This window comes from Streptomyces sp. HUAS CB01 (assembly GCF_030406905.1).
GTDB classification, from domain to species: domain Bacteria; phylum Actinomycetota; class Actinomycetes; order Streptomycetales; family Streptomycetaceae; genus Streptomyces; species Streptomyces chengbuensis.
The window spans coordinates 5,357,658-5,382,585 of sequence record NZ_CP129137.1; the positions used below are offsets into that span (position 1 = coordinate 5,357,658).

Annotated in this window: 21 protein-coding genes and 1 tRNA gene; 21 read left to right on the forward strand and 1 reads right to left on the reverse strand. The window is 71.0% G+C overall.

The features are described 5' to 3' along the window. Positions 1–73 precede the first annotated feature (73 nt). Genes QRN89_RS23780 through QRN89_RS23795 form a run of 4 tightly spaced genes read left to right on the forward strand, consistent with a single transcriptional unit; the run spans position 74 to position 3,325 of the window. A complete protein-coding gene (locus QRN89_RS23780; RefSeq protein WP_290353834.1) occupies positions 74–1,408 on the forward strand; it encodes a replication initiator in 1,335 nt (444 codons plus the stop codon). After that, entirely contained in the window at positions 1,384–1,578 is a 195-nt protein-coding gene (locus tag QRN89_RS23785) for a helix-turn-helix transcriptional regulator (protein WP_290351421.1), read from the forward strand. The genes QRN89_RS23780 and QRN89_RS23785 overlap by 25 nt, the downstream gene beginning before the upstream one ends. Further along, positions 1,575–2,948 (forward strand): tyrosine-type recombinase/integrase, encoded by a 1,374-nt coding sequence (locus QRN89_RS23790; RefSeq protein ID WP_290351422.1) that lies wholly within the window; start codon positions 1,575–1,577, stop codon positions 2,946–2,948. The genes QRN89_RS23785 and QRN89_RS23790 overlap by 4 nt, the downstream gene beginning before the upstream one ends. Positions 2,949–2,980: 32 nt before the next feature. Next, positions 2,981–3,325, forward strand: coding sequence for a hypothetical protein (locus QRN89_RS23795; protein WP_290351423.1), 345 nt, complete (start codon positions 2,981–2,983; stop codon positions 3,323–3,325). Positions 3,326–3,535: 210 nt separating this feature from the next. Here the strand turns inward: QRN89_RS23795 and QRN89_RS23800 are convergent. Then, positions 3,536–3,607 (reverse strand) — tRNA-Arg (locus tag QRN89_RS23800). A gap of 353 nt (positions 3,608–3,960) precedes the next feature. Between QRN89_RS23800 and QRN89_RS23805 the strand changes: the two genes are divergently transcribed. The 17 genes from QRN89_RS23805 (at position 3,961) to QRN89_RS23885 (ending at position 24,810) form a co-directional block, all read left to right on the forward strand. Beyond that, positions 3,961–4,386: a response regulator gene (locus tag QRN89_RS23805; RefSeq protein WP_290353835.1), complete on the forward strand. Its 426-nt coding sequence runs from the start codon at positions 3,961–3,963 to the stop codon at positions 4,384–4,386. 55 nt (positions 4,387–4,441) lie between these two features. Next, positions 4,442–5,548: an ArgS-related anticodon-binding protein NrtL gene (gene nrtL / locus QRN89_RS23810; protein WP_290351424.1), complete on the forward strand. Its 1,107-nt coding sequence runs from the start codon at positions 4,442–4,444 to the stop codon at positions 5,546–5,548. A 13-nt stretch (positions 5,549–5,561) separates the two neighbouring features. After that, entirely contained in the window at positions 5,562–6,953 is a 1,392-nt protein-coding gene (gene lysA / locus QRN89_RS23815) for a diaminopimelate decarboxylase (RefSeq protein WP_290351425.1), read from the forward strand. Between the two features lie 99 nt (positions 6,954–7,052). After that, positions 7,053–8,342, forward strand: a complete 1,290-nt coding sequence (locus QRN89_RS23820) for a homoserine dehydrogenase (protein WP_290353836.1) — start codon at positions 7,053–7,055, stop codon at positions 8,340–8,342. A 6-nt stretch (positions 8,343–8,348) separates the two neighbouring features. Continuing rightward, on the forward strand, positions 8,349–9,416 hold the full coding sequence (thrC, locus tag QRN89_RS23825) for a threonine synthase (protein ID WP_290351426.1): 1,068 nt from the start codon (positions 8,349–8,351) through the stop codon (positions 9,414–9,416). A 484-nt stretch (positions 9,417–9,900) separates the two neighbouring features. Then, on the forward strand, positions 9,901–10,818 hold the full coding sequence (thrB, locus tag QRN89_RS23830) for a homoserine kinase (RefSeq protein WP_290351427.1): 918 nt from the start codon (positions 9,901–9,903) through the stop codon (positions 10,816–10,818). A 391-nt stretch (positions 10,819–11,209) separates the two neighbouring features. Further along, complete coding sequence (gene rho / locus QRN89_RS23835) at positions 11,210–13,210, forward strand: transcription termination factor Rho (RefSeq protein WP_290351428.1); 2,001 nt, start codon at positions 11,210–11,212, stop codon at positions 13,208–13,210. Between the two features lie 312 nt (positions 13,211–13,522). Continuing rightward, positions 13,523–15,283: a trypsin-like serine protease gene (locus tag QRN89_RS23840; RefSeq protein ID WP_290351429.1), complete on the forward strand. Its 1,761-nt coding sequence runs from the start codon at positions 13,523–13,525 to the stop codon at positions 15,281–15,283. A gap of 341 nt (positions 15,284–15,624) precedes the next feature. Continuing rightward, on the forward strand, positions 15,625–16,713 hold the full coding sequence (locus tag QRN89_RS23845; protein ID WP_290351430.1) for an LCP family protein: 1,089 nt from the start codon (positions 15,625–15,627) through the stop codon (positions 16,711–16,713). Between the two features lie 200 nt (positions 16,714–16,913). Then, entirely contained in the window at positions 16,914–17,138 is a 225-nt protein-coding gene (gene rpmE, locus QRN89_RS23850) for a 50S ribosomal protein L31 (RefSeq protein ID WP_093662507.1), read from the forward strand. A gap of 105 nt (positions 17,139–17,243) precedes the next feature. Then, the gene (prfA, locus tag QRN89_RS23855) at positions 17,244–18,317 is read left to right on the forward strand and encodes a peptide chain release factor 1 (RefSeq protein WP_290351431.1); all 1,074 of its coding nucleotides are present in this window, start codon (positions 17,244–17,246) and stop codon (positions 18,315–18,317) included. Between the two features lie 42 nt (positions 18,318–18,359). Further along, the gene (gene prmC / locus QRN89_RS23860; protein ID WP_290351432.1) at positions 18,360–19,241 is read left to right on the forward strand and encodes a peptide chain release factor N(5)-glutamine methyltransferase; all 882 of its coding nucleotides are present in this window, start codon (positions 18,360–18,362) and stop codon (positions 19,239–19,241) included. Between the two features lie 139 nt (positions 19,242–19,380). Next, positions 19,381–20,028 (forward strand): L-threonylcarbamoyladenylate synthase, encoded by a 648-nt coding sequence (locus QRN89_RS23865; protein ID WP_290351433.1) that lies wholly within the window; start codon positions 19,381–19,383, stop codon positions 20,026–20,028. Positions 20,029–20,056: 28 nt separating this feature from the next. Next, on the forward strand, positions 20,057–20,707 hold the full coding sequence (locus QRN89_RS23870; protein ID WP_290351434.1) for an arsenate reductase/protein-tyrosine-phosphatase family protein: 651 nt from the start codon (positions 20,057–20,059) through the stop codon (positions 20,705–20,707). A 724-nt stretch (positions 20,708–21,431) separates the two neighbouring features. Beyond that, positions 21,432–22,694 (forward strand): serine hydroxymethyltransferase, encoded by a 1,263-nt coding sequence (glyA, locus tag QRN89_RS23875; RefSeq protein ID WP_290351435.1) that lies wholly within the window; start codon positions 21,432–21,434, stop codon positions 22,692–22,694. A gap of 113 nt (positions 22,695–22,807) precedes the next feature. Then, positions 22,808–24,178 carry an MraY family glycosyltransferase gene (locus QRN89_RS23880; protein ID WP_290351436.1) on the forward strand — a complete coding sequence of 457 codons (1,371 nt, stop codon included), beginning with the start codon at positions 22,808–22,810 and terminating at the stop codon, positions 24,176–24,178. Between the two features lie 290 nt (positions 24,179–24,468). Further along, a complete protein-coding gene (locus QRN89_RS23885; protein WP_290351437.1) occupies positions 24,469–24,810 on the forward strand; it encodes a hypothetical protein in 342 nt (113 codons plus the stop codon). The last annotated feature ends 118 nt before the right edge of the window (positions 24,811–24,928 follow it).

Below are 24,928 nucleotides of genomic sequence, written 5' to 3' on the forward strand. Positions count from 1 at the left end.
CCCGCTGGCCGCCTCCCAACCGTCGCAACAGCCGAAAGGAATTCCCATCATCACCCGGCAGACTCCGCCCCCGCTGGCGGAACTCTCCACGCTGGCCTCCCTCGGCGCCCTGCCCGAGTTGGCCCGCCAGCTGTCCGGCCTGGGCGGCTGCACCCGCCCCGTACGTCTCGACGGCCACCGCACCGAACTTGCGGTGGACCGGACGACGGGCGAGATCGGCCGCGTCCTGCACCACCTGGACTCGTCGGCCCTGCCCGCCGGTCAGCTCCTCGTCCGCTGCAACAACCGCCGTGCCACCCGGTGCGCGGCCTGCGCCGAGACCTACCGCCGCGACACCTACCACCTGATCACCGCCGGACTCCGCGGTGGCAAGGGCACCCCCGAAGAGGTCTCCACACACCCGCGCGTCTTCGCCACCTTCACGGCCCCCGGCTTCGGCCCTGTCCACAACCGCCCCTCCAGCGGCCGGCCCTGCCGCTGCGGCGTCCGGCACGACGACGCAGACCCCGCCCTGGGCACGCCCCTCGCCCCCGACACCTACGACTATGAAGCGGCCGTGTTGTGGAACGCGCACGCCGGTGCCCTGTGGCGGCGCTTCACGATCTACCTCCGCCGGGAGGTCGCCAAGCGCGTCGGCCTCACTCAGCGGGCGTTCCGGGACCACGCCCGGATCTCCTTCGCGAAGGTGGCCGAGTACCAGAAGCGAGGCGCGGTCCACTTCCACGCCGTGATCCGCCTCGACGGCCCGGAGGGCGGTGACTCACCGGCGCCCGCCTGGGCCACGGCCGAGCTGCTGACCGATGCCATCCGGGCCGCGGCAGCCGCCGCTCGCGTCAACGGGCCGACGGTCGACGGCCGGTCGCACACCCTCGTCTTCGGCCGACAGCTCGACGTACGCACGATCCGCACCGCCGACTTCGACGGCGGCCAAGATCTGACCGAGCGGGCCGTGGCGGCGTACATCGCCAAGTACGCCACCAAAGGCGCCGAGACGGCGACCGGCACCCTGGACCGGCCGTTGAAGTTCCTCGCCGAGCTGGCCCAAGCCCAGATCACCGACCACGCCCGGCGCATGATCCGCACCGCCTGGGCCCTGGGTGCTCGTCCCGCACTGGCAGACCTTCGACTGCGGGCGTGGGCCCACATGCTCGGCTTCCGCGGCCACTTCTCCACCAAGTCCCGCCGCTACTCGACCACGCTCGGCGCGCTCCGCGACGCCCGCGCCGAATGGCGCCGTGCCCAAGCTGCTCCGCCTGTCCCGCAGGACGGCGAATCCACGCTCGTCCTCGCCCACTGGGTGTTCGCCGGCACCGGCCTGTCCCGCGGCGAAGCCTGGCTCGCCGCATCACTCGAACCCGCCCCCGGAACGGAAGGAGAACCGACATGGACCGCCGGCGCGACGAACTGATGACAGTGCCCCAGGTGCTGAACGAGTTGGGAGGCGTGTCTCGCCGGACCTTCTACCGATGGCGGGAGCTGGGGCTCGGGCCGACCGCGTTCAAGCTGCCCAACGGTGAGCTGCGGGTGTGGCGAAGCGACTTCAGCGCATGGTTGCGACAGCTGGAGGAAGCGGCATGAAGTCCCTAGACGTGAAGGTCTGGGGTGTCCGGAAGCGGAACACCAAGAAGTCGTCCTATGACGTTCGGTGGACAGTGGCGGGGAACGTCTTCTCCGAGCAGTTCCGTACCAAAGCGTTAGCGGACCACTACCGGTCCAAATTGCTCCGCGCCACTCATGCCGGCGAAGAGTTCGGCACGGTGACAGGGCTGCCAGATTCGATGGTCGAAAGGGCGGCCTCGATGACCTGGTATGCCTTTGCTCTGAAGTACCTGGCCATGAAGTGGCCGCACGCGGCGCCGAACACGCGCAACGGGATCAATGAGGCCCTGACCGCCGTGACGATGGCTCTTCTTGACGAGCGCCCGGGGCAGCCGTCCGAGGAACTGATCAGGAGGGCGCTTCGCAACGGGGCCTTCGTCCTTCCCGGACCGGACGAGCGCGAATTGCCGACCGAGATCGCGAACACCTTGCACTGGGTGGCCAAGGCGTCGCGTCCGCTCTCGGACCTCGGTGACGCTGCGATCGGCAGGGCCGTCCTGGATTCGCTCAAGCTGAGGCTCGACGGGACGGCGGCAGCCGCGGAGACCGTCCGGCGCAAGCGTCGAACGCTCGTCAACGCACTGCACTATGCGGTGGATCTCGGGGAGTTCAAAGAGAACCCGATCACGGGCATCCGCTGGAAGAAGCCGAACGTAGCCGGGGAAGTCGATCCCCGCGTGGTCGCAAATCCCGAGCAGGCTCGTTCCCTGCTCACTGCGGTCTCGTATGTCGGCGGTTACGGTCGCGCGCGTGGTCGCCGTCTGGTCGGCCTCTTCGCCTGCATGTACTACGGCGCTCTTCGCCCGGCTGAGACCGTCGGCTTGACCATTGCGGACCTAAAACTGCCCGACGCCGGTTGGGGGACGGTCTTGCTGAACCGGACGCGTCCCAGTGTCGGCAAGCAGTGGACGGACTCCGGCGAGACCCACGACGACCGAGGTCTCAAGAACCGGCCGGTGGAGGAGGTCCGGCTCGTACCGATCCCGCCCCACCTTGTCGCCATCCTCCGGCAGCACCTCGACATGTTCGGCACTGCGGAGGACGGGCGCTTGTTCACGAACGAACGCGGGGGAGTGGTTGGATCCTCGACGTATTACCGCGTCTGGCAAGACGCTCGGGGGCTGGCGCTCCCCCCGGCCGTGGTCGCCTCGCCGCTCGCTGCGCGCCCCTACGATCTCCGTCATTCCGCGCTCTCGACGTGGCTCAACGCTGGAGTGGACGCAACCGAGGTGGCTGAGAGGGCGGGCAACAGTGTCGAGGTTCTGCTCAGCCGGTACGCCAAGTGCCTCGACGGCAGGCAGGAAGTCGCCAACCGCCGGATCGAAGATCTCCTGCGAGAATACGAATGATCGCGGCTGCCGTGATCATTCATAATCCGGGCGTGGACATATCCAACGACGGCCAGAAGCTTGATCCGAAGTGGATCGAGGTCGGCAACAACGTGTGCGGCGCCCTACGCGGTTGCCGTGATGCCTCGGCTGTCGCTGAGTACTTCGAGAGGGCTGGCTGGAGGTCGAACTCGTCCTCCTGGTACGGCTACGAGCTCGAAACCAGCTGGTGCCAGGTGGAGATCGACCCCATCGAGGGATCCGCCATCTTGCTGAACGGGGTCGTCGACCCATTGCGACTCGACGAACTCGCTGGCCTGCTCGGCCGCTTCGGTTTGCCGTACAGCCTGGAGCTCTATGACGGGGACGACACCCTGATTCGTGCGATCCAAGGGTGATCGACTGGACCCCCGCAAGGCCCCTGGACTTGTCCGGGGGCTTTCGGCATTCCTTGGCGCGACCTGCACCGATGCCTCAAGATCTTGTCCACGAATAGTCCACGGACCCTGACATACGGCCGCTCCGAGCGGCATACGCCTGCACATACGCGAAGACCCCGTCCTCAGCGTTCTCGCTGGTGGCGGGGTCTTTAGGCACCTTCTTCGAGGTGCCCCCGGCAGGATTCGAACCTGCGCACACGGCTCCGGAGGCCGTTGCTCTATCCCCTGAGCTACGGGGGCGTCCGCCGCTCTCGGCGGCGACGGGTAGAACCCTACCAGCTCCGATGGGGTGCCCGTGAACAGGTATTTCCAGCCCGTGACCGAGGGGGCGGCACACTCTCTGCGGGAACGCCGACCGGTCGCCTCCCAGGGCAGGCCGAACGCGCGCCGGCCACCCGTCCTGGCCCAAGCCGCAGCCGGGACATCCAGCATCCCGGCTGCGCTCGCCGGGCGCACGCGCGAACCCCCGCTGCCCCGTCAGGCGCCCCACCCGTACCGCCCCTCCACCCGCCCCACACCCCCCGTCCGGGTCAGAAGTGGGGAAAAGCCGGACGCGGGCGCGTTCGCGGACCTACTCTCGAGTTGTGTCAGGCGTGTCCGGCCGGGTGCTCGTCGTCGACGACAACAGGGTCATTCGGCAGCTGATCAGGGTCAACCTCGAGCTGGAGGGTTTCGAGGTCGTGACCGCGGCCGATGGTGCCGAGTGCCTGGAGGTCGTCCATGAGGTGCGGCCCGATGTGATCACGCTCGATGTCGTGATGCCGCGGCTCGACGGTCTGCGGACCGCCGCGCGGCTCCGCTCGGATCCCAGGACTCGGCGTGTGCCGGTCGCGATCATCAGCGCCTGTACACAGCACGAGGTCGACACCGGGGTGGCCGCGGGCGTCGACGCCTTTCTCGCCAAGCCCTTCGAGCCGGCCGAGCTGGTGCGGCTCGTCCGTCGGTTGGTGTACGGGGAGGTCCCGCCGTCCGTGGACGGCAGGCATGGTGCCGGGAGGGCGGGGAGCACGCGGGGCTGACCGCATGGCGAAACCGGTTCGCGATCACACCCCCTCTCTCCCATACGCTTGACCCGTGACCCCCGCAGAGCTCTCCCGTACCGTGCTGGGCGCCGTGCGCCGTGCGGTCGAGGAGGGTGTACTGCGCGGCCCCGTCCCCGAGCGTGTGAAGGTCGAGCGCTCCCGGCCGGGCGGCAGCGGGGACTATGCGACCAACGCCGCGCTGCGGCTCGCCCGCGACGCCCGGATGCCCGCGCGCGAAGTGGCCGAAGTGCTCTCCGGGGCCCTCGCCCGGCACCCCGGCATCGCCGGCGTCGAGATCAGCGGTCCCGGCTTCCTCAACATCACCCTGGCTGCCGGCACCCACCACGCCCTCGTCCGCGAGGTGCTCTCGCACGGCATCCGCTACGGACACGGCAACGGCATGGCCGGCCAGATCCACCAGTACCACCACCGCCCCGATGTCAGGGCCGCCGTCACCGCCGACGCCGTGCGCCGACTGCTCCGGGCGCAGGGCGCACTCGTGCGGATCAGCTGCGACCGGGCCGAACCCGCCTGGGCGCCGCTCGGTGCCACCCCCGATGCCCTGGGCACACCGCCGGTGGCCCTCCCCGAGCTGCGGCCGGTCCCCGTCGACGTCTCCGCGGACGAGCTGCTGCGCCGCTTCGGCCCCGACGCCGCCCGCTGGGCGCTGCTCCGGCCCGCCGGGCACGACCGCCCGAGGCCCGACGACGGTCTTCTCGTGCAGAACGAGGGAAATCCGCTGTTCCGGGTGCGGTACGCCCACGCCCGCAGCCGAGCCCTGCTCCTCAACGCCGCGGACCTGGGGTTCACCGCCGGGCTCGCCGAAGACGGGGGGAGTTCCGCGCACGAGAAGGGTGCGGACGCCCACCCCTCGGACGCCCACCCCGCTGACACGGCCGCCTCCGCCCTCCTCGCCGCCCTCGGCGACCACCCCGCCGCCCTGGAGTCCGCCGCCCGGCTGCGTGCCCCCGACCGGGTCGCGCGCCACCTCGAAGCCATCGCCGACGCCCTGCTCGGCTTCCAGCACACCGTGCTGCCCGTCGGTGACGAGAAACCCTCGGCCACCCACCGGTCCCGGCTCGCCCTCGCCGAAGCCGCCGGGACGGTGCTGGCCGGTGGCCTGGCCCTGCTCGGCATCAGCGCACCCGAACACCTGTAGATGTGAGAGAAGAATGAGCCGTTCCGCACACCCCGCCGGGCCCCGCTACGCCGACGTCCTCCCCGAAGGCCACTACGCCGCCCCGCCGGCCGACCTCAACGCGCTGGACGAGAAGGTCTGGTCGCGCACCGTGAACCGGGCCGACGACGGCGTCGTCACCGTCGCTGGCATCGAAGTCACCCGGCTCGCCGAGGAGTTCGGCACCCCCGCCTACTTCCTGGACGAGGCGGATTTCCGCGCCCGCTGCCGTGCCTGGGCCGACGCCTTCGGCAAGGACGCCGACGTCTTCTACGCGGGCAAGGCGTTCCTGTCCCGAGCCATCGTCCGCTGGCTCCACGAGGAGGGCCTCAACCTCGACGTCTGCTCCGGTGTCGAACTGGCCACGGCCCTCGACGCGGGGATGCCCGCCGAGCGCATCGCGTTCCACGGCAACAACAAGTCCGTCGAGGAGATCCGGCGGGCCGTCGGCGCCGGGGTCGGGCGGATCGTCCTCGACTCCTTCCAGGAGATCGTCCGCGTCGCGCACGTCGCGCAGTCCCTCGGCAGGCGCCAGCGCGTCCAGATCCGCGTCACCGTCGGCGTGGAGGCGCACACCCACGAGTTCATCGCCACCGCCCACGAGGACCAGAAGTTCGGACTCGCGCTCGCCGGCGGTCAGGCGGCCGAGGCGGTGCGGCGCGCGCTGCAGCTCGACGGGCTGGAGCTCATCGGCATCCACTCGCACATCGGTTCGCAGATCTTCGACACCTCCGGGTTCGAGGTGGCCGCCCACCGGGTCGTCGGGCTGCTGAAGGAGGTCCGCGACGAGCACGGCGTCGAGCTGCCGGAGATCGACCTCGGCGGTGGCCTCGGCATCGCGTACACCTCCGACGACGACCCGCGCGAGCCGCACGAGATCGCCAAGGCGCTGAGCGAGATCGTCACCCGTGAGTGCGAGGCGGCCGGTCTGCGCACGCCCCGCATCTCCGTCGAGCCCGGCCGCGCGATCGTCGGGCCGACCGCGTTCACGCTGTACGAGGTCGGCACGATCAAGCCGCTCGAGGGGCTGCGGACGTACGTCAGCGTCGACGGCGGCATGTCCGACAACATCCGGACGGCCCTGTACGACGCCGAGTACAGCGTGGCCCTCGTCTCGCGCGCGTCCGCCGCGGAGCCGATGCTGGTCCGTGTCGTCGGCAAGCACTGCGAGAGCGGCGACATCGTCGTACGGGACGCGTTCCTGCCCGCGGACCTGGCGCCGGGCGACCTGATCGCGGTGCCGGCGACCGGTGCGTACTGCCGCTCGATGGCCAGCAACTACAACCACGCGCTCCGTCCGCCCGTCGTCGCCGTGCGCGACGGCGAGGCCAAGGTGATCGTCCGGCGCGAGACGGAGGAAGATCTCCTGCGTCTGGATGTCGGCTGATGAAATATATGTCTCAGAATCCGGACGGGGCGCGGAAAGCCCCGTGCGGTGGGTGAGACTGGTTCGCACTCTGCTTTATGAAGGAATCGAGGTCGGATGATGCGTACGCGTCCGCTGAAGGTGGCGCTGCTGGGCTGTGGAGTGGTCGGCTCAGAGGTGGCGCGCATCATGACGACGCACGCCGGCGACCTCGCCGCGCGGATCGGGGCCCCGGTGGAGCTCGCCGGGGTCGCCGTCCGCCGCCCCTCCAAGGTCCGTGAGGGGATCCCGCAGGAGCTCATCACCACCGACGCCAAGGCGCTCGTCTCGCGCGACGACATCGACGTGGTCGTCGAGGTCATCGGCGGCATCGAGCCCGCCCGCACGCTGATCACCACCGCCTTCGAGCACGGGGCCTCGGTCGTCTCGGCCAACAAGGCGCTGCTCGCCGAGGACGGCGCCACGCTCTACGCGGCCGCCGAGAAACACGGCCGCGACCTCTACTTCGAGGCCGCCGTGGCCGGTGCGATCCCGCTGATCAGGCCGCTGCGCGAGTCCCTGGCCGGCGACAAGGTCAACCGGGTCCTCGGCATCGTCAACGGCACGACGAACTTCATCCTCGACAAGATGGACACCTCCGGCGCCGGCTACTCCGAGGCGCTGGACGAGGCCACCGCGCTCGGGTACGCCGAGGCCGACCCGACCGCCGACGTCGAGGCCTTCGACGCGGCCGCCAAGGCGGCGATCCTCGCCGGTATCGCCTTCCACACCCGGGTGCGCCTCGACGACGTGTACCGCGAGGGCATGACCGAGGTCACCGCCGCCGACTTCGCCTCCGCGAAGCAGATGGGCTGCACCATCAAGCTGCTGGCGATCTGCGAGCGGGCGGCGGACGGCAAGTCGGTCACGGCGCGCGTGCACCCGGCGATGATCCCGCTCAGCCACCCGCTGGCCTCCGTCCGCGAGGCGTACAACGCGGTGTTCGTCGAGGCCGAGGCGGCCGGCCGGCTGATGTTCTACGGCCCCGGCGCCGGCGGTTCGCCGACCGCCTCCGCCGTCCTGGGCGACCTGGTCGCCGTCTGCCGCAACAAGCTCGCCGAGGCGACGGGGCCCGGCGAGTCCGTGTACACGCAGCTGCCCGTGAGCCCCATGGGCGAGGTCGTGACGCGGTACCACATCAGCCTCGACGTGGCCGACAAGCCGGGCGTGCTCGCCCAGGTGGCGACGGTCTTCGCCGAGCACGGCGTATCGATCGACACGGTGCGCCAGACGGGCAAGGACGGCGAGGCATCGCTCGTCGTCGTCACCCACCGCGCGCCCGACGCCGCCCTTTCGGGGACCGTCGCGGCGCTGCGCAAGCTCGACACCGTGCGCGGTGTCGCCAGCATCATGCGGGTTGAAGGAGAGTAAGGACCCATGAGCACTCGCACGCACCAGTGGCGCGGCATCATCGAGGAGTACCGTGACCGGCTGCCGGTGACGGACACGACTCCGGTCGTCACGCTCGGCGAGGGCGGTACGCCGCTCGTCTTCGCGCAGTCCCTCTCCGAGGCCACCGGGTGTGACGTATATCTCAAGGTCGAGGGCGCCAACCCGACCGGATCCTTCAAGGACCGCGGGATGACCATGGCGATCACCAGGGCCAAGGAGGAGGGCGCGAAGGCGGTCATCTGCGCCTCCACCGGCAACACCTCGGCGTCCGCCGCGGCCTACGCGGGCCGCGCCGGGATGGTGTCCGCCGTGCTGATCCCCCAGGGGAAGATCGCGATGGGCAAGCTGGGCCAGGCGCTGGTCCACGGGGCGAAGATCCTGCAGGTCGACGGCAACTTCGACGACTGCCTGGTGCTGGCCCGGGGACTGTCCGAGAACTACCCCGTGGCGCTGGTCAACTCGGTGAACCCGGTGCGGATCGAGGGCCAGAAGACCGCGGCGTTCGAGATCGTCGACGCGCTCGGCGACGCGCCGGACGTCCATGTGCTGCCCGTCGGCAACGCCGGCAACATCACGGCGTACTGGAAGGGCTACAAGGAGTACGCGGCGGACGGGATGTCGACCCGCAGCCCCCGTATGTGGGGCTTCCAGGCGTCCGGTTCCGCACCCATCGTGCGCGGCGAGATCGTCAAGGACCCGTCGACGATCGCGACGGCGATCCGGATCGGCAACCCGGCGTCCTGGGAGTTCGCGCTGGCGGCCAAGGAGGAGTCGGGCGGCTTCATCGACGAGGTGACCGACCGTCAGATCCTGCGTGCCTACAAGCTGTTGGCCTCGCGCGAGGGTGTCTTCGTGGAGCCCGCGTCGGCCGCTTCGGTGGCCGGTCTGCTCAAGGCCGCCGAGGAGGGCAAGGTCGACGCCGGCCAGCGCATCGTCTGCACGGTCACGGGCAACGGCCTGAAGGACCCGGACTGGGCGGTCGCCGGAGCGCCCCAGCCGCTCACGGTCCCGGTGGACGCGGCCGCGGCGGCGAAGGAGCTCGGGCTCGGCTGAGCGTCCCCCGTCCGGGCGTCCGGTGCCGTACGGCACCGGCCCCGGGTGGCGGGCCGACGTCCGAGCCGGGAAGGCCGCCGGGCCGTAGGGCAGGACACGGTGGCGTCCGCACGCCGGACTGCGGCCGTGCCCGCCGTCCGCCCTCGTGCGCGTCCCCGGCGGAGGCTCGCGGGGCGCGGCACCACGCCCGTACGCCCGGGTCCGTCGCGCGAGCGTGGCACGCGTAAACGGCACGTCGCCCACGACGCCCCGAAGGGGCACACAGGGGAGTGCGACACGCATCGTGCGCCTCCTGTGCGCCCTATGTCGCCGCAGAACCTTCCTTGGATAGGCTGTACGCAACCCCACCGCCGCATATGCCGCGGTCGCTGCCGTCACCGGCCCGTGGGTCTTCGCATCTTCACGTCATCATCACGCCGATCAGACCCGATCACACAGATCATCGAGATCAGCACCGATCAGAACCAAGGAGTGTCGTCGATCGATGGCCGGTCCCGCGTTCCGCGCCGCCGCCGTCCGAGTGCGCGTGCCCGCCACCAGCGCCAACCTCGGGCCGGGCTTCGATGCCTTCGGCCTGTCGCTGGGCCTGTACGACGACGTCGTCGTCCGTGTCGCCGACTCCGGGCTGCACCTCGACATCGCCGGTGAGGGTGCCGGGACGCTGCCGCGTGACGAGAGCCATCTGCTCGTGCGCTCGCTGCGCACGGCCTTCGACCTGCTGGGCGGGCAGCCGCGCGGCCTCGAGGTCGTCTGCGCGAACCGCATCCCCCACGGCCGCGGGCTCGGTTCCTCGTCGGCCGCCATCTGCGCCGGCATCGTGGCCGCCCGCGCGGTGACGATAGGCGGCGACGCCAGGCTCGACGACGCGGCGCTGCTGGAGCTCGCCACCGAGATCGAGGGTCACCCCGACAACGTCGCCGCCTGTCTGCTCGGCGGATTCACCCTCGCCTGGACCGATGCCGGCGCCGCCCGTGCGATCAGGATGGACCCGTCCGCGTCCATCGTTCCGGTGGTTTTCGTGCCGAGCAGGCCGGTTCTCACCGAGACCGCCCGAGGGCTCCTGCCCCGCACGGTCCCGCACGTCGACGCCGCCGTCAACGCGGGCCGGGCCGCGCTGCTCGTCGAGGCCCTCACCAGGCGCCCCGAGCTGCTGCTTCCCGCCACCGAGGACCGTCTGCACCAGGAGTACCGCTCCCCGGCGATGCCGCAGAGCGTCGACCTGGTGAACCGGCTGCGCGCCGACGGCGTCCCCGCGGTCATCTCCGGTGCGGGCCCCACCGTCCTCGCGCTGGCCGACGACGGCACGGCCGACAAGGTCGCACGGCTGGCGGGCGACGGCTGGGCGGCCAACAGGCTCGCACTCGACGCCGCGGGAGCGAGCGTGCTCCCGCTCGCTTCGTAGCGACACGTGATTGCCGGTGACGGAGAGGGGGAATGTTTGTTGGAGCCGGTAGTGTTAACCTCAAGTACGCAGCCCACAATCTTGTGGCGCGGTGCTTCGTGTCCCTTTCCGGGACCACCATTCTTCCGGGAGCCTCCCCAACTGCCTGAGCAGCCTGCCTGAGCAGTTTCGAGCACGCTCCGGAACCGGCACGACACCCCTCGCTTTTCCCGAAGAGAGGGCCGAGCAGGGGGAACTCGGGCCGGACCTTGCACGTACATCTCTTCCGCCGTACCCCGGCGGACCACCGCCCCGGCTCCGGTCCGCGATCAGAAAGATCGAAGACCGCGTCGGACAGCACAACCGGTCGCCGAGCCAGAAGGCCGACGTCCGCTCCAGGGAAGGACCCTTCGTGAGCGACACCACCGATCTGATGGGCGTGACTGCCGACAACAGTGTCGACACCGCCGCGCCCGCCGCAGGTGCTGCCACTGGCACCACCTCCCGGCGCCGCCGTTCCGGCACCGGCCTCGAGGGCATGGTCCTGGCCGAGCTCCAGCAGGTCGCTTCGGGCCTCGGTATCAGGGGCACCGCGCGGATGCGCAAGAGCCAGCTGATCGAGGTCATCAAGGAGGCGCAGGCCGCCGGAGGAGCCCAGGCCAAGGGTGCCGAGGCGGGCGGCGCGGCCGAGACGAAGCCGAAGCGCCGCGCCACCTCCAAGGCCCGTACGGGTGAGGACGGCGCCGCCGAGCCGAAGGCCGAGTCCCCTGCCGCCCAGCAGCAGATCGACATCCCGGGCCAGCCGGCCAGCGACGATGCCCCGGCGGGCGAGCGCCGTCGCCGCCGGGCCACCGCTGCCGCGGGCAGCCCGGAGGGCGACGCGGCCAAGGGCGAGCCGAAGGGCGACCTCAAGACCGAGGTCCGGGCCGAGACCAAGACCGAGGCGCAGCCGGAGGCCAAGGCCGAGGCCGCCACCGAGACCGCCGAGGGCCGCCGGGGCGACGGCCGGCGCGACCGCGGCGAGCGTGGCGACCGCGGTGAGCGCGGTGGCCGTGACCGTCAGCGCGACCGCCGCGGCGGCAAGGGCGACGACCAGCAGGGCGGCGGCCAGCGCCAGCAGCAGGGCGGCCAGCAGCAGCGGCAGGGCGGCGGCCCGCAGGACGACTTCGACGACGAGCAGGGCGGACGCCGCGGACGCCGCGGCCGGTACCGCGACCGCCGTGGCCGCCGTGGCCGCGAGGAGTTCGGCGGCGAGCCGCAGGTCGCCGAGGACGACGTGCTGATCCCCGTCGCGGGCATCCTCGACATCCTCGACAACTACGCGTTCATCCGGACCTCCGGCTACCTGCCCGGCCCGAACGACGTGTACGTGTCCCTCGCGCAGGTCCGCAAGAACGGTCTGCGCAAGGGTGACCACGTCACCGGCGCGGTCCGGCAGCCCAAGGAGGGCGAGCGCCGCGAGAAGTTCAACGCGCTGGTCCGTCTGGACTCCGTCAACGGCATGGCGCCCGAATCGGGCCGCGGCCGCCCGGAGTTCAACAAGCTGACCCCGCTCTACCCGCAGGACCGGCTCCGTCTGGAGACCGACCCGGGCGTGCTGACCACCCGGATCATCGACCTCGTGTCGCCGATCGGCAAGGGCCAGCGCGGTCTGATCGTGGCCCCGCCGAAGACCGGCAAGACCATGATCATGCAGGCGGTCGCCAACGCGATCACCCACAACAACCCCGAGTGCCACCTGATGGTCGTCCTCGTCGACGAGCGTCCGGAAGAGGTCACCGACATGCAGCGGTCGGTGAAGGGCGAGGTCATCTCCTCGACCTTCGACCGCCCGGCCGAGGACCACACCACGGTCGCCGAACTGGCCATCGAGCGCGCCAAGCGTCTCGTCGAGCTGGGTCACGACGTGGTCGTCCTGCTGGACTCCATCACCCGACTGGGCCGTGCGTACAACCTGGCGGCCCCGGCCTCCGGCCGCATCCTGTCCGGTGGTGTCGACTCGACCGCGCTCTACCCGCCGAAGCGCTTCTTCGGCGCGGCGCGCAACATCGAGGACGGCGGCTCGCTGACCATCCTGGCCACCGCGCTGGTCGACACCGGCTCGCGCATGGACGAGGTGATCTTCGAGGAGTTCAAGGGCACCGGCAACATGGAGCTCAAGCTCGACCGGAAGCTCGCCGACAAGCGCATCTTCCCGGCGGTGGACGTCGACGCGTCCGGTACCCGCAAGGAGGAGATCCTGCTCGGCGGCGAGGAGCTCGCCATCGTCTGGAAGCTGCGCCGGGTGCTGCACGCGCTCGACTCGCAGCAGGCGATCGAGCTGCTGCTCGACAAGATGAAGCAGACCAAGTCGAACGCCGAGTTCCTGCTGCAGATCCAGAAGACGACTCCGGCGCCGGGCAACGGCGACTGACGCCGCATCATCGGTTCCCGGACCGCCCCGTCACCGCGAAGGTGACGGGGCGGTCTCGTTTCTCCGGGGACCACACCGTCCACTGGTCAACCGTCAGTTGACACACGTATCATCGGCGCATCCGGGTGGGGGGGATTCCACTGCGCGGCACCAGCCGAGGCCGGGGGGCCTCTTGAGGCGTGCTGCCCACAAAGCCAGCTGTGCCCCACCGTTACCAGAGATTCCTCCGGTGGGGCGGTCGCGCTCTGCCGGTTCTACCCAAGGGGTTACCGAGTGCAGATACGCACCCGCGGTGGCCGGCACAAGCGCCGCATGAGACTCGCGGTACCCGCTGTCGCCGCCATCGTCGCGCTGACCGGCGCCGGCATCGCGATATCGGGCTCCGGGTCCGCCGAGGCCGGCGAGGCACCGCAGATCACCGCCGAGTCGCAGAAGCCCGTCCAGCCGTCGCAGGGCGAGCTCCGGGGACGCGTGGTCGCGGCCATGAAGGCCGATGCGAAGAACGAGCGGTCCCTCATCGAGCAGCCCGACTCCGCCGCCACGAGCGACACCCGCAGCGCGCCGAGCACCCGCATCATCGGTGGTTCCACGACCACCATCTCCACCGCGCCCTGGATGGCGCAGCTCCACTTCTCCGACGCGGACGGCAGCTACTTCTGCGGCGGTGTGGTGATCGCCCCGACGAAGGTCGCCACCGCGGCGCACTGCGTCAAGGGCATCAAGTGGTACCAGGACGGCGCGGTCGTCGTCGGCACCGACCAGATGCCGACCCAGAACACCGACGGCTCGTGGGACTTCCACGGCGGCACGGTGCTCGGCGCCTACCGCCAGTGGAACCACCCGCAGTACAGCCCGTACACGATCGACAACGACGTGGCCGTGCTGACGCTGACCTCGTCGGTCCCGTCCACCGTCAAGACGCTGCCGCTCGCGCAGCCGACCGACTCCGCGCTGTACCAGGCCGGCCGTGACGGCAAGGTGTACGGCTGGGGCCGCACCAGCTCCACCAACCCCAACAGCGCCTCGCAGACGCTGAAGGTGGCCGACGCCGACATCGTCGCCGACACCTCCTGTGCCGCCGCGTACCCCGACGGCTTCATCAAGGGCCACATGGTGTGCGCGGGCGCCCCGCCCACCGGCGACGACGCCACCAGCGAGACCACCTGCAACGGTGACTCCGGCGGCCCGCTGGTCGTCGGCGGCAAGCTCGCCGGCATCGTCTCCTGGGGCGACGAGAACTGCTCGGCCGAGGGCAAGTACGGCGTGTACGCCAAGGCGACCACGTACTCCGCGCCGATCCAGTCTCGCGTCGACGACGCCAACTGGAGCAGCGACCACACCGCGGACCTGCTCGCCCGCCGTGCCTCGGACAGCTCGCTGTTCAGCTGGCACTCCAAGGTGACGAGCCTCGCCCGCACCCACAACCTGGGCAACTTCGGCGGCGTCAACCTGCTCGTCCAGACCGACCTGGACCAGGACGACTACGAGGACCTGCTCTACCGCGTCGGCAACGGCGACGTCTACTGGGACCACTACGTGCCCGGTCCCGGCGGCACCGAGGGCGACTGGGCGTTCAAGCTCGTGGCCAAGGGCTGGGGCAAGCACAAGCAGATCGTCGCCCCCGGTGACGTGACCGGCGACGAGCTGCCCGACATGCTCGCGGTCGACTCCACCGGCACCATGCGCGTGTACCCCGGCAAGGGCAACGGCGGCTTCGCCGCGCCGATCGCCGTCGGCACGGGCTGGGGATCGTTCACGATGGTCCGCGGTCACGGTGACTTCACCGCCGACGGCAAGGCCGACATCTTCGCCCGCAAGAGCGACGGCAAGACCTACCTCTACAAGGGCACGGGTGTCGCGACCAAGCCGTGGGCGGCCCCCGTCCTGGTCGGCGCCTTCGGCAGCATGAACGCGATCGTCACCACCGGCGACGTCAACAGCGACGGCCACGCCGACGTGATGACCCGCGACACCACCGGCAAGCTCTGGCTCTACCCGGGCAAGGGCAACGGCGGCTTCAACGCCCGCGTCGCGTTCGGCACCGGCTGGCAGGCGTACAACCTGTTCGGCTGATCCGACCAGGGCACAAACCAGAACAGATCAGGCGCACGTCGCCGGGTGTGATGGGACCTTCACCACACGCCCCGGCGACGGGCCACGGCGGCAGGGGCCCACGGCCCGCACCGCCCGCCGGATCGAAGACGCAGGTCACCAAGGGTCTGTGCGCACCGATACCCACTCGGTGCGCACAGACCCTTCTTCATGCGCCTCTCATGGACCTCTTAGGAGCCCGTGCAACCCTTCTTGCCCCTCGCCGGTCTCACAGGTGGAGTAACAAAGCTTGACAGGGTGGACGAAACCGTGCCTGAAGACCCTGGCCGGGGGTAACGGGACCTACGAGGACTTGAGGAGCTATGGCGGACCAGAGCAAGGGCCGAATACGTGGCACGGGCAATCGCCGTAAGCCGCCCACCGCGCGGCGCCGCGCCGCGACGCTCGCCGCGTGGTCCGCGGCCGGGCTCGTGCTCGTCGGGGGATCGGGACTCGGCTGGGTCTACCTCAAGCTCAACGACAACATCCAGGGCGTCGACATCACCAGCCAGCTCGGCACCGACCGCCCCGACGACGTCGACAACGGCTCCATGGACATCCTCGTCCTCGGCTCCGACTCCCGCGCCGGCGCGAACGGCGAGTACGGAAGGGACGAGGGCGGCGCCCGCTCCGACACGGCGATGATCGTGCACATCTACGAGGGCCACCGGAAGGCCGCCGTCGTCTCCGTGCCCCGCGACACCCTGATCGACCGGCCCCGCTGCACCGACGGCCGGGGCGGCAGCGTCCCCGGCGAGCGCCGCGCCATGTTCAACACGGCGTACGAGGTCGGCGGCCCGGCCTGTGCGGTGAAGACCGTCGAGAAGATCTCCGGCATCCGCATGGACCACTACATGGAGGTCGACTTCACCGGCTTCAAGAAGCTCGTGGACGAGCTCGGCGGCGTGGACGTCACCACGACCGAGGCGATCCGCGACTCCAAGAGCCACCTCGACCTCGAGCCGGGCACGCACACCCTCAGCGGAGAGCAGGCCCTCGGGCTGGTGCGCACCCGCAAGGCCGTCGGCAACGGCAGCGACCTCGGCCGGATCCAGCTGCAGCAGGCCTTCATCAAGGCACTGATCCAGCAGGTCAAGGACGTCGGCGTGTTCGGGAACCCGAAGAAGCTGTACGACCTCGCCGACACCGCCACGAAGGCGATCACCCCGGACTCCGAGCTCGACTCCGTCCAGGAGCTCATCGGCTTCGCGAACGGACTGAAGGGCCTCGGCGCCGAGGACATCCAGATGATCACCATGCCGGTGGACTACGACAAGCGGGACCCGAACCGCGTCGCGCCCCTGGAGAAGCAGGGCGCGCAGGTCTGGGCGGCGCTGCGCAACGACCTGCCCATCCCCGCCTCCGCCACCAAGGGCACCGCCGACGGACAGGCCGAGGGCATCGTGAAGTAGCGGGTGCCGCCCCGGGCGCGGCGCCCCCGCGGTGCGGGCCGGGGCGGGCGTGGGGCAGGGCCCGGCCGCCGGGAATACCCGGCCCTGACCCCCGGTTTTGGGAGATACGGCCGGTCCTGGCAGACTGGTACGTCGGTCCCGGTTCACGTGCGCGCATCCCGCGCGTGCGACCCGGCACCCTCCCGAAACTAGGAGAAACCTTGAAGCGCGACATCCACCCCGAGTACGTCGAGACCCAGGTGAGCTGCACCTGCGGCGCGTCGTTCACCACCCGCAGCACGATCCAGGGCGGCAACATCCGCGCCGAGGTCTGCTCCGAGTGCCACCCGTTCTACACGGGCAAGCAGAAGATCCTCGACACCGGTGGCCGTGTGGCCCGCTTCGAGGCCCGCTTCGGCAAGGCTGCCGGCTCCGCCAAGAAGTAGCGAGCCACTGCGCCGGTCTTCGGCTGCCCCTGTGCGGGCGGCCGGGACCGGCGCTTTGCCGTCTCTCCCGCAGCCACCCAGCCGTACGAAAACCAGGAGCCTCCGATGTTCGAAGCGGTCGAGGAACTGGTCGGCGAGCACGCCGACCTCGAGAAGCAGCTCGCCGACCCTTCGGTCCACGCCGATCAGGCGAACGCGCGCAAGCTCAACAAGCGGTACGCCGAGCTGACCCCGATCGTCGGCACCTACCGCTCCTGGAAGCAGACCGGGGACGACATCGGGACGGCCCGCGAACTCGCCGCGGACGACCCCGACTTCGCCGCCGAGGTCAAGGTGCTGGAGAAGCAGCGCGAGGAGCTCACCGAGAAGCTGCGACTGCTGCTGGTGCCCCGCGACCCCAGCGACGACAAGGACGTCATCCTGGAGATCAAGGCGGGCGCGGGCGGTGACGAGTCGGCGCTGTTCGCCGGCGACCTGCTGCGGATGTACCTCCGCTACGCCGAGCGCGTCGGCTGGAAGACCGAGATCATCGACGCCACCGAGTCCGAGCTCGGCGGCTACAAGGACGTCCAGGTCGCCGTGAAGCTCAAGGGCAACGCGACCCCCGAGCCCGGTCAGGGCGTCTGGGCACGGCTGAAGTACGAGGGCGGGGTGCACCGGGTGCAGCGCGTCCCCGCGACCGAGTCCCAGGGCCGGATCCACACCTCCGCCGCCGGCGTCCTCGTGACCCCGGAGGCCGAGGAGATCGACGTGGAGATCAACCCCAACGATCTGCGCATCGACGTCTACCGCTCCTCGGGCCCCGGCGGCCAGTCCGTCAACACCACGGACTCCGCCGTGCGCATCACGCACATCCCGACCGGAGTCGTCGCCTCCTGCCAGAACGAGAAGAGCCAGCTCCAGAACAAGGAGCAGGCGATGCGTATCCTGCGCTCCAGGCTTCTCGCGGCGGCCCAGGAGGCGGCGGAGCAGGAAGCGGCGGACGCCCGCCGCAGCCAGGTCCGCACGGTCGACCGCTCCGAGAAGATCCGTACGTACAACTTCCCGGAAAACCGGATCTCGGACCACCGCGTCGGCTTCAAGGCGTACAACTTGGACCAGGTGCTCGACGGGGAACTGGACGCCGTGATCCAGGCCTGCGTCGACGCCGACTCCGCCGCGAAGCTCGCTGCGGCGTAGCCGCGAAACCACGAACAGCCCCGCCCAGCCCGGAGGATCAGCGTGCAGTCGCTCCCCGGGGGACGACCCCGGTACCCCCGCTCCTTGCTGCTTGCCGAGGTGGCCCAGGCCACCCAGCGGCTGGCCGACGCCGGCGTGCCCTCACCGCGCTTCGACGCCGAGGAACTCGCCGCCTTCGTCCACGGCGTCAAGCGCGGCGAACTGCACCTGGTCAAGGACGCGGACTTCGACGCCCGCTACTGGGAGGCCGTCGCCCGCCGTGAGGCCCGCGAGCCGCTGCAGCACATCACCGGACGCGCCTTCTTCCGCTACCTGGAGCTCCAGGTCGGCCCCGGCGTCTTCGTGCCGCGGCCCGAGACCGAGTCCGTCGTCGGCTGGGCCATAGACGCGGTGCGCGCGATGGACGTCGTGGAGCCGCTCGTCGTCGACCTGTGCTCCGGCTCGGGCGCCATCGCCCTGGCGATCGCCCAGGAGGTGCCGCGCTCCCGCGTGCACGCCGTGGAACTGTCCGACGACGCGATCGGCTGGACGCGGAAGAACGCCCAGGGGTCCAGGGTCACCGTCCACCACGGAGACGCCCTCGCCGCCCTCCCTGAGCTCGACGGCCAGGTCGACCTGGTCATCTCCAACCCGCCGTACATCCCGCTGACCGAGTGGGAGTACGTGGCGCCCGAGGCACGTGACCACGACCCCCAGATGGCCCTCTTCTCCGGTGAGGACGGCCTCGACACCATCCGCGGCATCGAGCGCACCGCACACCGGCTGCTGCGCCCGGGCGGTCTCGTCGTCGTCGAGCACGCCGACACCCAGGGCGGTCAGGTGCCCTGGATCTTCAACGAGGAGGCGGGCTGGGCGGACGCGGCCGACCACCCCGACCTGAACAACCGCCCGCGCTTCGCGACGGCCCGCAAGGCCCTGCCATGAGGGGGACCGCGCGGGGGTCCCGGACCGCCCGGGACCGCGCACGACCGGCCGTCGACGCGCGCCCGAGCGCCTCGGTGGGGGTCCTCCCGGCCGGCGGCCGGGCGAAGTACCGAGTGACCGAGAACGAGGAGGCCCGCTGATGGCACGGCGATACGACTGCAACGACGCGACGGACCGCACCACCGGCCTGCGGGAAGCCGCCTCGGCCGTCCGCCGCGGCGAGCTCGTCGTGCTGCCCACCGACACCGTCTACGGCATCGGCGCGGACGCGTTCAGCTCCGAGGCCGTCGCCGAGCTGCTGTCGGCCAAGGGACGCGGCCGCAACATGCCCACGCCGGTCCTCATCGGCTCCCCGAACACGCTCCACGGCCTGGTGACCGACTTCTCCGAGCAGGCGTGGGAGCTCGTCGACGCGTTCTGGCCGGGCGCGCTGACGCTCGTCGCCCGCCACCAGCCGTCCCTGCAGTGGGACCTCGGGGACACCCGCGGCACCGTCGCCATCCGCATGCCGCTGCACCCGGTCGCGATCGAGCTCCTCACCGAGGTCGGCCCCATGGCCGTGTCGTCCGCGAACCTGACGGGACACCCGGCGCCCGAGACCTGCGACGCCGCGCAGGACATGCTCGGCGACTCGGTCTCCGTGTACCTCGACGGCGGCGCGACCCCCGGCAACGTGCCGTCCTCGATCGTCGACGTCACCGGCAAGGTGCCGGTCCTGCTGCGCGCGGGTGCCCTGGAGGCGGACGAGCTCCGCAAGGTTGTACCCGACCTCGAGGTGGCGCCGTGACCGGAGCGAACAGCCGGGGGCCGGCACAGTGACCCTCCCTGAGGGGCGTGGCATAGAAGGTACGGCCGTCACCGGCGGCACATTCCGGATCCTCCACGTCAGCACCGGCAACGTCTGCCGCTCGCCGATCACCGAGCGGCTGACGCGGCATGCCCTGAGCCACCGGCTCGGCGACCCCCTCGCCGGCGGGCTGCTCGTGGAGAGCGCGGGCACCTGGGGCCACGAGGGCGCGCCCATGGAGGCGAACGCCGCGACGGTCCTCGGCGACTTCGGCGCCGACCCCAGCGGTTTCACGGGGCGCGAGCTGCTCGACGAGCACGTCATCCGGGCGGACCTGGTGCTCACCGCCACGCGCGACCACCGCGCCCAGGTCATCTCCATGGGCCACTCCGCCGGTCTGCGCACCTTCACCCTGAAGGAGTTCACCCGGCTCGTCCGGGCGATAGACCCGGCGACCCTGCCGGATCCCGACCACGACGGAGTCGTCGAGCGTGCCCGGGCCCTGGTGCGGGCGGCCGCGGCGCTGCGCGGCTGGCTGCTCGCGCCGAGCGCGGAGGCGGACGAGGTCTACGACCCGTACGGGGGGCCCATCACCTTCTTCCGCTCCATCGGCGACGAGATCCACCAGGCGCTCGACCCCGTGCTGACGGCGCTGACGGGCGTCCCGGCCCGCCACTGACGGGACCGCGGCGACGGGCCCCTGGCGCAGCCCCAGCGGGGCGCGGGCGGGGGCGTACAGCCGCCCGGGCGGGCGGGTCGGCCTCATCGGGCGGGTGGGTCGTTCAGCCTCACCGGAGCCGGTCCGCCATCGCCCGTGGCGGGGTGCGGCCCCTCAGGGCTGCCGCCGCGTGGGTCGCCCGTCATGCCTCGGGCGCGGGTCCGGCGTCCGCTCCCGGCCGTCACCCGTCCCGGTCGCCACCCGTCCTGCCCTTCGCCCGCCACCGGTCCTGCCCGCCACCGGTCCTGCCCGCCACCGGTCCTGCCCGCCACCGGTCCTGCCCGTCCCGGGCGCCGGACCTCCGCGACGTCCTTCCGTCCGGCCGGACGGAAGGGCCGTGTGCCCTGGGCGGCCCGTCCGACCCTTGCGGCGGACGTCGGCCGTCACCGGCGGGGCAGTCGGTACCGCCGGGGCCGTGTGCCCAGCCCGCCCCGTTCCCCTGGTACGACTCCTGCCGCGGACGTCGGCCCGCACCGGCGGGGCAGCCGAGTGGTCGGAACCCGTCGGACGGTGGCCGGTGACGCCGGCCGGCAACGGCGCGGGGCCGCGCGGCGGACCGCGCCCGGCGGTCGACGTTGCCGGACGGCCGAACGGGCGCATCCGGCCCGTCGGACACCGGGCGGCCCTGCGTGCCCGGGCCTACATTGGAGGGGCCGTACACCCCACGTGAGGCCGGGAGACCACGATGCCGGTCAGTACCCCCGCACCCGCCCGCACCCCTGCCACGCCCGCCGACCTCGACGTCCTGCGCCGGCAGGACCCCGAGATCGCCGAGGTCGTGCTCGGCGAGATGGCCCGGCAGGCCGACAGCCTCCAGCTGATCGCCGCGGAGAACTTCACCTCGCCCGCGGTCCTCGCCGCCCTCGGCTCCCCGCTCGCCAACAAGTACGCCGAGGGCTATCCCGGCGCGCGCCACCACGGCGGCTGCGAACTCGTCGACGCCGCCGAGCGGATCGCGGTCGACCGGGCCACCGCCCTCTTCGGCGCGGACCACGCCAACGTGCAGCCCCACTCCGGCTCCTCGGCCGTCCTCGCGGCGTACGCGGCGCTGCTGCGGCCGGGCGACACCGTCCTCGCGATGGGCCTGTCCTTCGGCGGGCACCTCACCCACGGCTCACCGGCCAACTTCTCCGGCCGCTGGTTCACCTTCGTCCCGTACGGCGTCGACGCCGAGTCGGGCCTGCTGGACTACGAGCACATCCTCAGGCTCGCCCGCGAGCACCGGCCGAAGGCCATCGTCTGCGGCTCGATCTCCTACCCCCGGCACCCCGACTACGCCGCGTTCCGGGAGATCGCCGACGAGGTCGGGGCCTATCTGCTCGCCGACGCGGCGCATCCGATGGGCCTGATCGCCGGGGGAGCCGCACCGAGCCCGGTTCCGTATGCGGACGTCGTGTGCGCCACGACCCACAAGGTGCTGCGCGGCCCACGGGGCGGCATGATCCTCTGCGGCAGCCATCTGGCGGAGCGGATCGACCGCGCGGTCTTCCCCTTCACCCAGGGCGGGGCCCAGATGCACACGATCGCCGCCAAGGCCGTGGCCTTCGGCGAGGCGGCGACCGCCGGGTTCGCCGGTTACGCCCACCACGTCGTCGCCAACGCCCGGGTCCTCGCCGAAGGGCTGGAGGCGGAGGGCTTCGCGGTCACCACCGGCGGCACCGACACCCATCTGATCACCGCGGACCCCGCACCGCTGGGCTTCGACGGCCGCACGGCGCGGGGCCGGCTCGCCGCCGCCGGAATGGTGCTCGACACCTGCGCGCTGCCGTACGGCGACGGCCGGGGCATCCGCCTCGGCACCGCGGCCGTGACCACCCAGGGGATGGGCGAGGCCGAGATGGCGAGGATCGCCGTGCTCTTCACCACGGCGCTGCGCGCGGAGGGCGAGGAGATCCACCGCGTTCGCGAAGAAGTGCGGGAACTGGTCGGGAGATTTCCGCCGTATTGAGGGCAGTCGCGAGGGACCTGCAACCGTTCGGGCCGCTCGTATGTCCTCAAGCATGTGGCCAACAAAGCTAGGGTGTGGGGCTGAGATGGCCAGCGATTCCTCTGGGGCAGCCCGTGCGTGATTACCTGCTGACGCTCTGTGTCACGGCTGCGGTGACCTACCTTCTGACCGGACCGGTGCGGAAGTTCGCCATCGCGACCGGAGCGATGCCGGAGATCCGGGCCCGCGACGTCCACCGTGAACCGACGCCGCGGCTCGGCGGCATCGCCATGTTCTTCGGCCTGTGCGCCGGCCTGCTCGTCGCCGACCATCTGCGCAATCTCAACAGCGTGTTCGAGCTCTCCAACGAACCGCGGGCCCTGCTGTCCGGAGCTGCGCTGATCTGGCTGATCGGTGTGCTGGACGACAAGTTCGAGATCGACGCACTGATCAAGCTCGGCGGCCAGATGATCGCCGCGGGTGTGATGGTGATGCAGGGTCTGACGATCCTGTGGCTGCCGATCCCGGGCGTCGGGACGGTCTCCCTCACCCAGTGGCAGGGCACGCTGCTCACGGTCGCGCTGGTCGTCATCACGATCAACGCGGTGAACTTCGTGGACGGCCTGGACGGACTGGCCGCCGGCATGGTGTGCATCGCGTCCGCGGCGTTCTTCCTGTACGCGTACCGGATGTGGTTCGGCTACGGGATCGAGGCCGCCGCTCCGGCGACCCTCTTCGCGTCCGTCCTCATGGGCATGTGCCTGGGCTTCCTCCCGCACAACATGCACCCGGCGCGGATCTTCATGGGCGACTCGGGATCGATGCTGATCGGGCTGGTGCTGGCCGCGTCCGCGATCTCGGTGACGGGCCAGGTGGACCCGGACGCGCTGAAGCTCTTCGAGGGAAGCACCCGCCAGGCCACCCACGCGGCGCTGCCGGTCTTCATCCCGCTGCTGCTGCCGCTGACGATCATCGCGATCCCCGTGGCGGATCTGCTGCTGGCGATCGTCCGCCGGACCTGGAAGGGCAAGTCGCCGTTCGCCGCCGACCGCGGCCATCTCCACCACCGACTGCTGGAGATCGGGCACTCGCACAGCCGCGCGGTGCTGATCATGTACTTCTGGTCGGCCCTGATCGCGTTCGGTGTCGTCCTGTACTCGGTCCACAGCGCCTCGATGTGGATCGTCTTCGCGATCGTGGTGCTGAGCTTCGTCGGCCTGGTGCTCCTGCTGCTGCCGCGCTTCACTCCGCGGGCGCCGCGCTGGGCGGAGTCCTTCGTCCCGCCGCGCTACCGCCGCCGCCCGCGCCCCGTGGCGGCCGCGCGGTCCACGGCACCGGGCGTCCCGGCCGGCACGGCGCCGGACCTCGCCGACCCGGCCGACGCGGCCGCCGTGGGCCTCGACGAGGAGCGCATCCCGGTGCCGGCGGGCATCAACGGGGCGACGGCGATCGGGGCGCGCTCGCGGTTCACCGACGGCCGTCGGGCCGAATTTCTCAAGCGTTGAACCACTGGCGAGAAACGCCGTGTGGTGACCGTCACACATGCCGAGGCGCGATGGTTCTCCGGGATCAACTGCCCGGTCACCGCAGGCTTCCGCTGCGCTTCGGGTGACTCCTTGATGGTCGCGTCAGCGAATGGAAGGGCCGTTTCCGCCTTCCGGTGACCGGATGGTCGGCGCCCGTGAATTCTCGGTGGAGTGCGCTGGTGCAATTGGTCTAGCGTTTCCGCCGAACCGGGGGGAACCGGCCCTGACCAGGCTGCTGTACCCCCCATGCCAAGGAACAGGGGGAAGATATGCGCAAGGCTGTTGCAATGGCCACCGCGGCGACGGCGTTCGCCGGCTCGTTGGTCGGGTTCGGAACTCAGGCGATCGCCGCGTCCGCGCCCGCAGCTCCGGTCGCCTCGCAGGCGTCGGCCAAGGCGGCGGGATGCGTGACGGTGGTGCGCTGGTACAACAAGCGCTTCAACCGGTACGTCGAGGTCAAGAACAGCTGTGCCCGGAAGGCGTGCTTCAGCGTCACGGTCGCCGCACGACGGGACCCGCAGTTCTCGATCGGCCCGAACAAGAAGGAGTCCTTCCGCTACGGGGGGATCGCCTGGACCAAGGGCACGAGCATCAAGAACAAGCCCTGCTAGGAGATCGTCGGGCCGAACCGGCCCCATGACGGATGCGCGTGGGCCCCATCGCGGTTGGTGCGGTGGGGCCCACGCCTCGTTCCGGGGCCCTCTTTGAGGTGAACGATTCGGAGATATC

Coding starts and splice junctions, on each gene's coding strand:
- QRN89_RS23785 (WP_290351421.1), top strand. CDS start 1,384: ATGGACCGCCGGCGCGACGAACTGATGACAGTGCCCCAGGTGCTGAAC.
- QRN89_RS23790 (WP_290351422.1), top strand. CDS start 1,575: ATGAAGTCCCTAGACGTGAAGGTCTGGGGTGTCCGGAAGCGGAACACC.
- lysA (WP_290351425.1), top strand. CDS start 5,562: ATGAGCCGTTCCGCACACCCCGCCGGGCCCCGCTACGCCGACGTCCTC.
- QRN89_RS23820 (WP_290353836.1), top strand. CDS start 7,053: ATGCGTACGCGTCCGCTGAAGGTGGCGCTGCTGGGCTGTGGAGTGGTC.
- thrC (WP_290351426.1), top strand. CDS start 8,349: ATGAGCACTCGCACGCACCAGTGGCGCGGCATCATCGAGGAGTACCGT.
- thrB (WP_290351427.1), top strand. CDS start 9,901: ATGGCCGGTCCCGCGTTCCGCGCCGCCGCCGTCCGAGTGCGCGTGCCC.
- QRN89_RS23840 (WP_290351429.1), top strand. CDS start 13,523: ATGAGACTCGCGGTACCCGCTGTCGCCGCCATCGTCGCGCTGACCGGC.
- QRN89_RS23845 (WP_290351430.1), top strand. CDS start 15,625: ATGGCGGACCAGAGCAAGGGCCGAATACGTGGCACGGGCAATCGCCGT.
- prfA (WP_290351431.1), top strand. CDS start 17,244: ATGTTCGAAGCGGTCGAGGAACTGGTCGGCGAGCACGCCGACCTCGAG.
- QRN89_RS23865 (WP_290351433.1), top strand. CDS start 19,381: ATGGCACGGCGATACGACTGCAACGACGCGACGGACCGCACCACCGGC.
- glyA (WP_290351435.1), top strand. CDS start 21,432: ATGCCGGTCAGTACCCCCGCACCCGCCCGCACCCCTGCCACGCCCGCC.
- QRN89_RS23885 (WP_290351437.1), top strand. CDS start 24,469: ATGCGCAAGGCTGTTGCAATGGCCACCGCGGCGACGGCGTTCGCCGGC.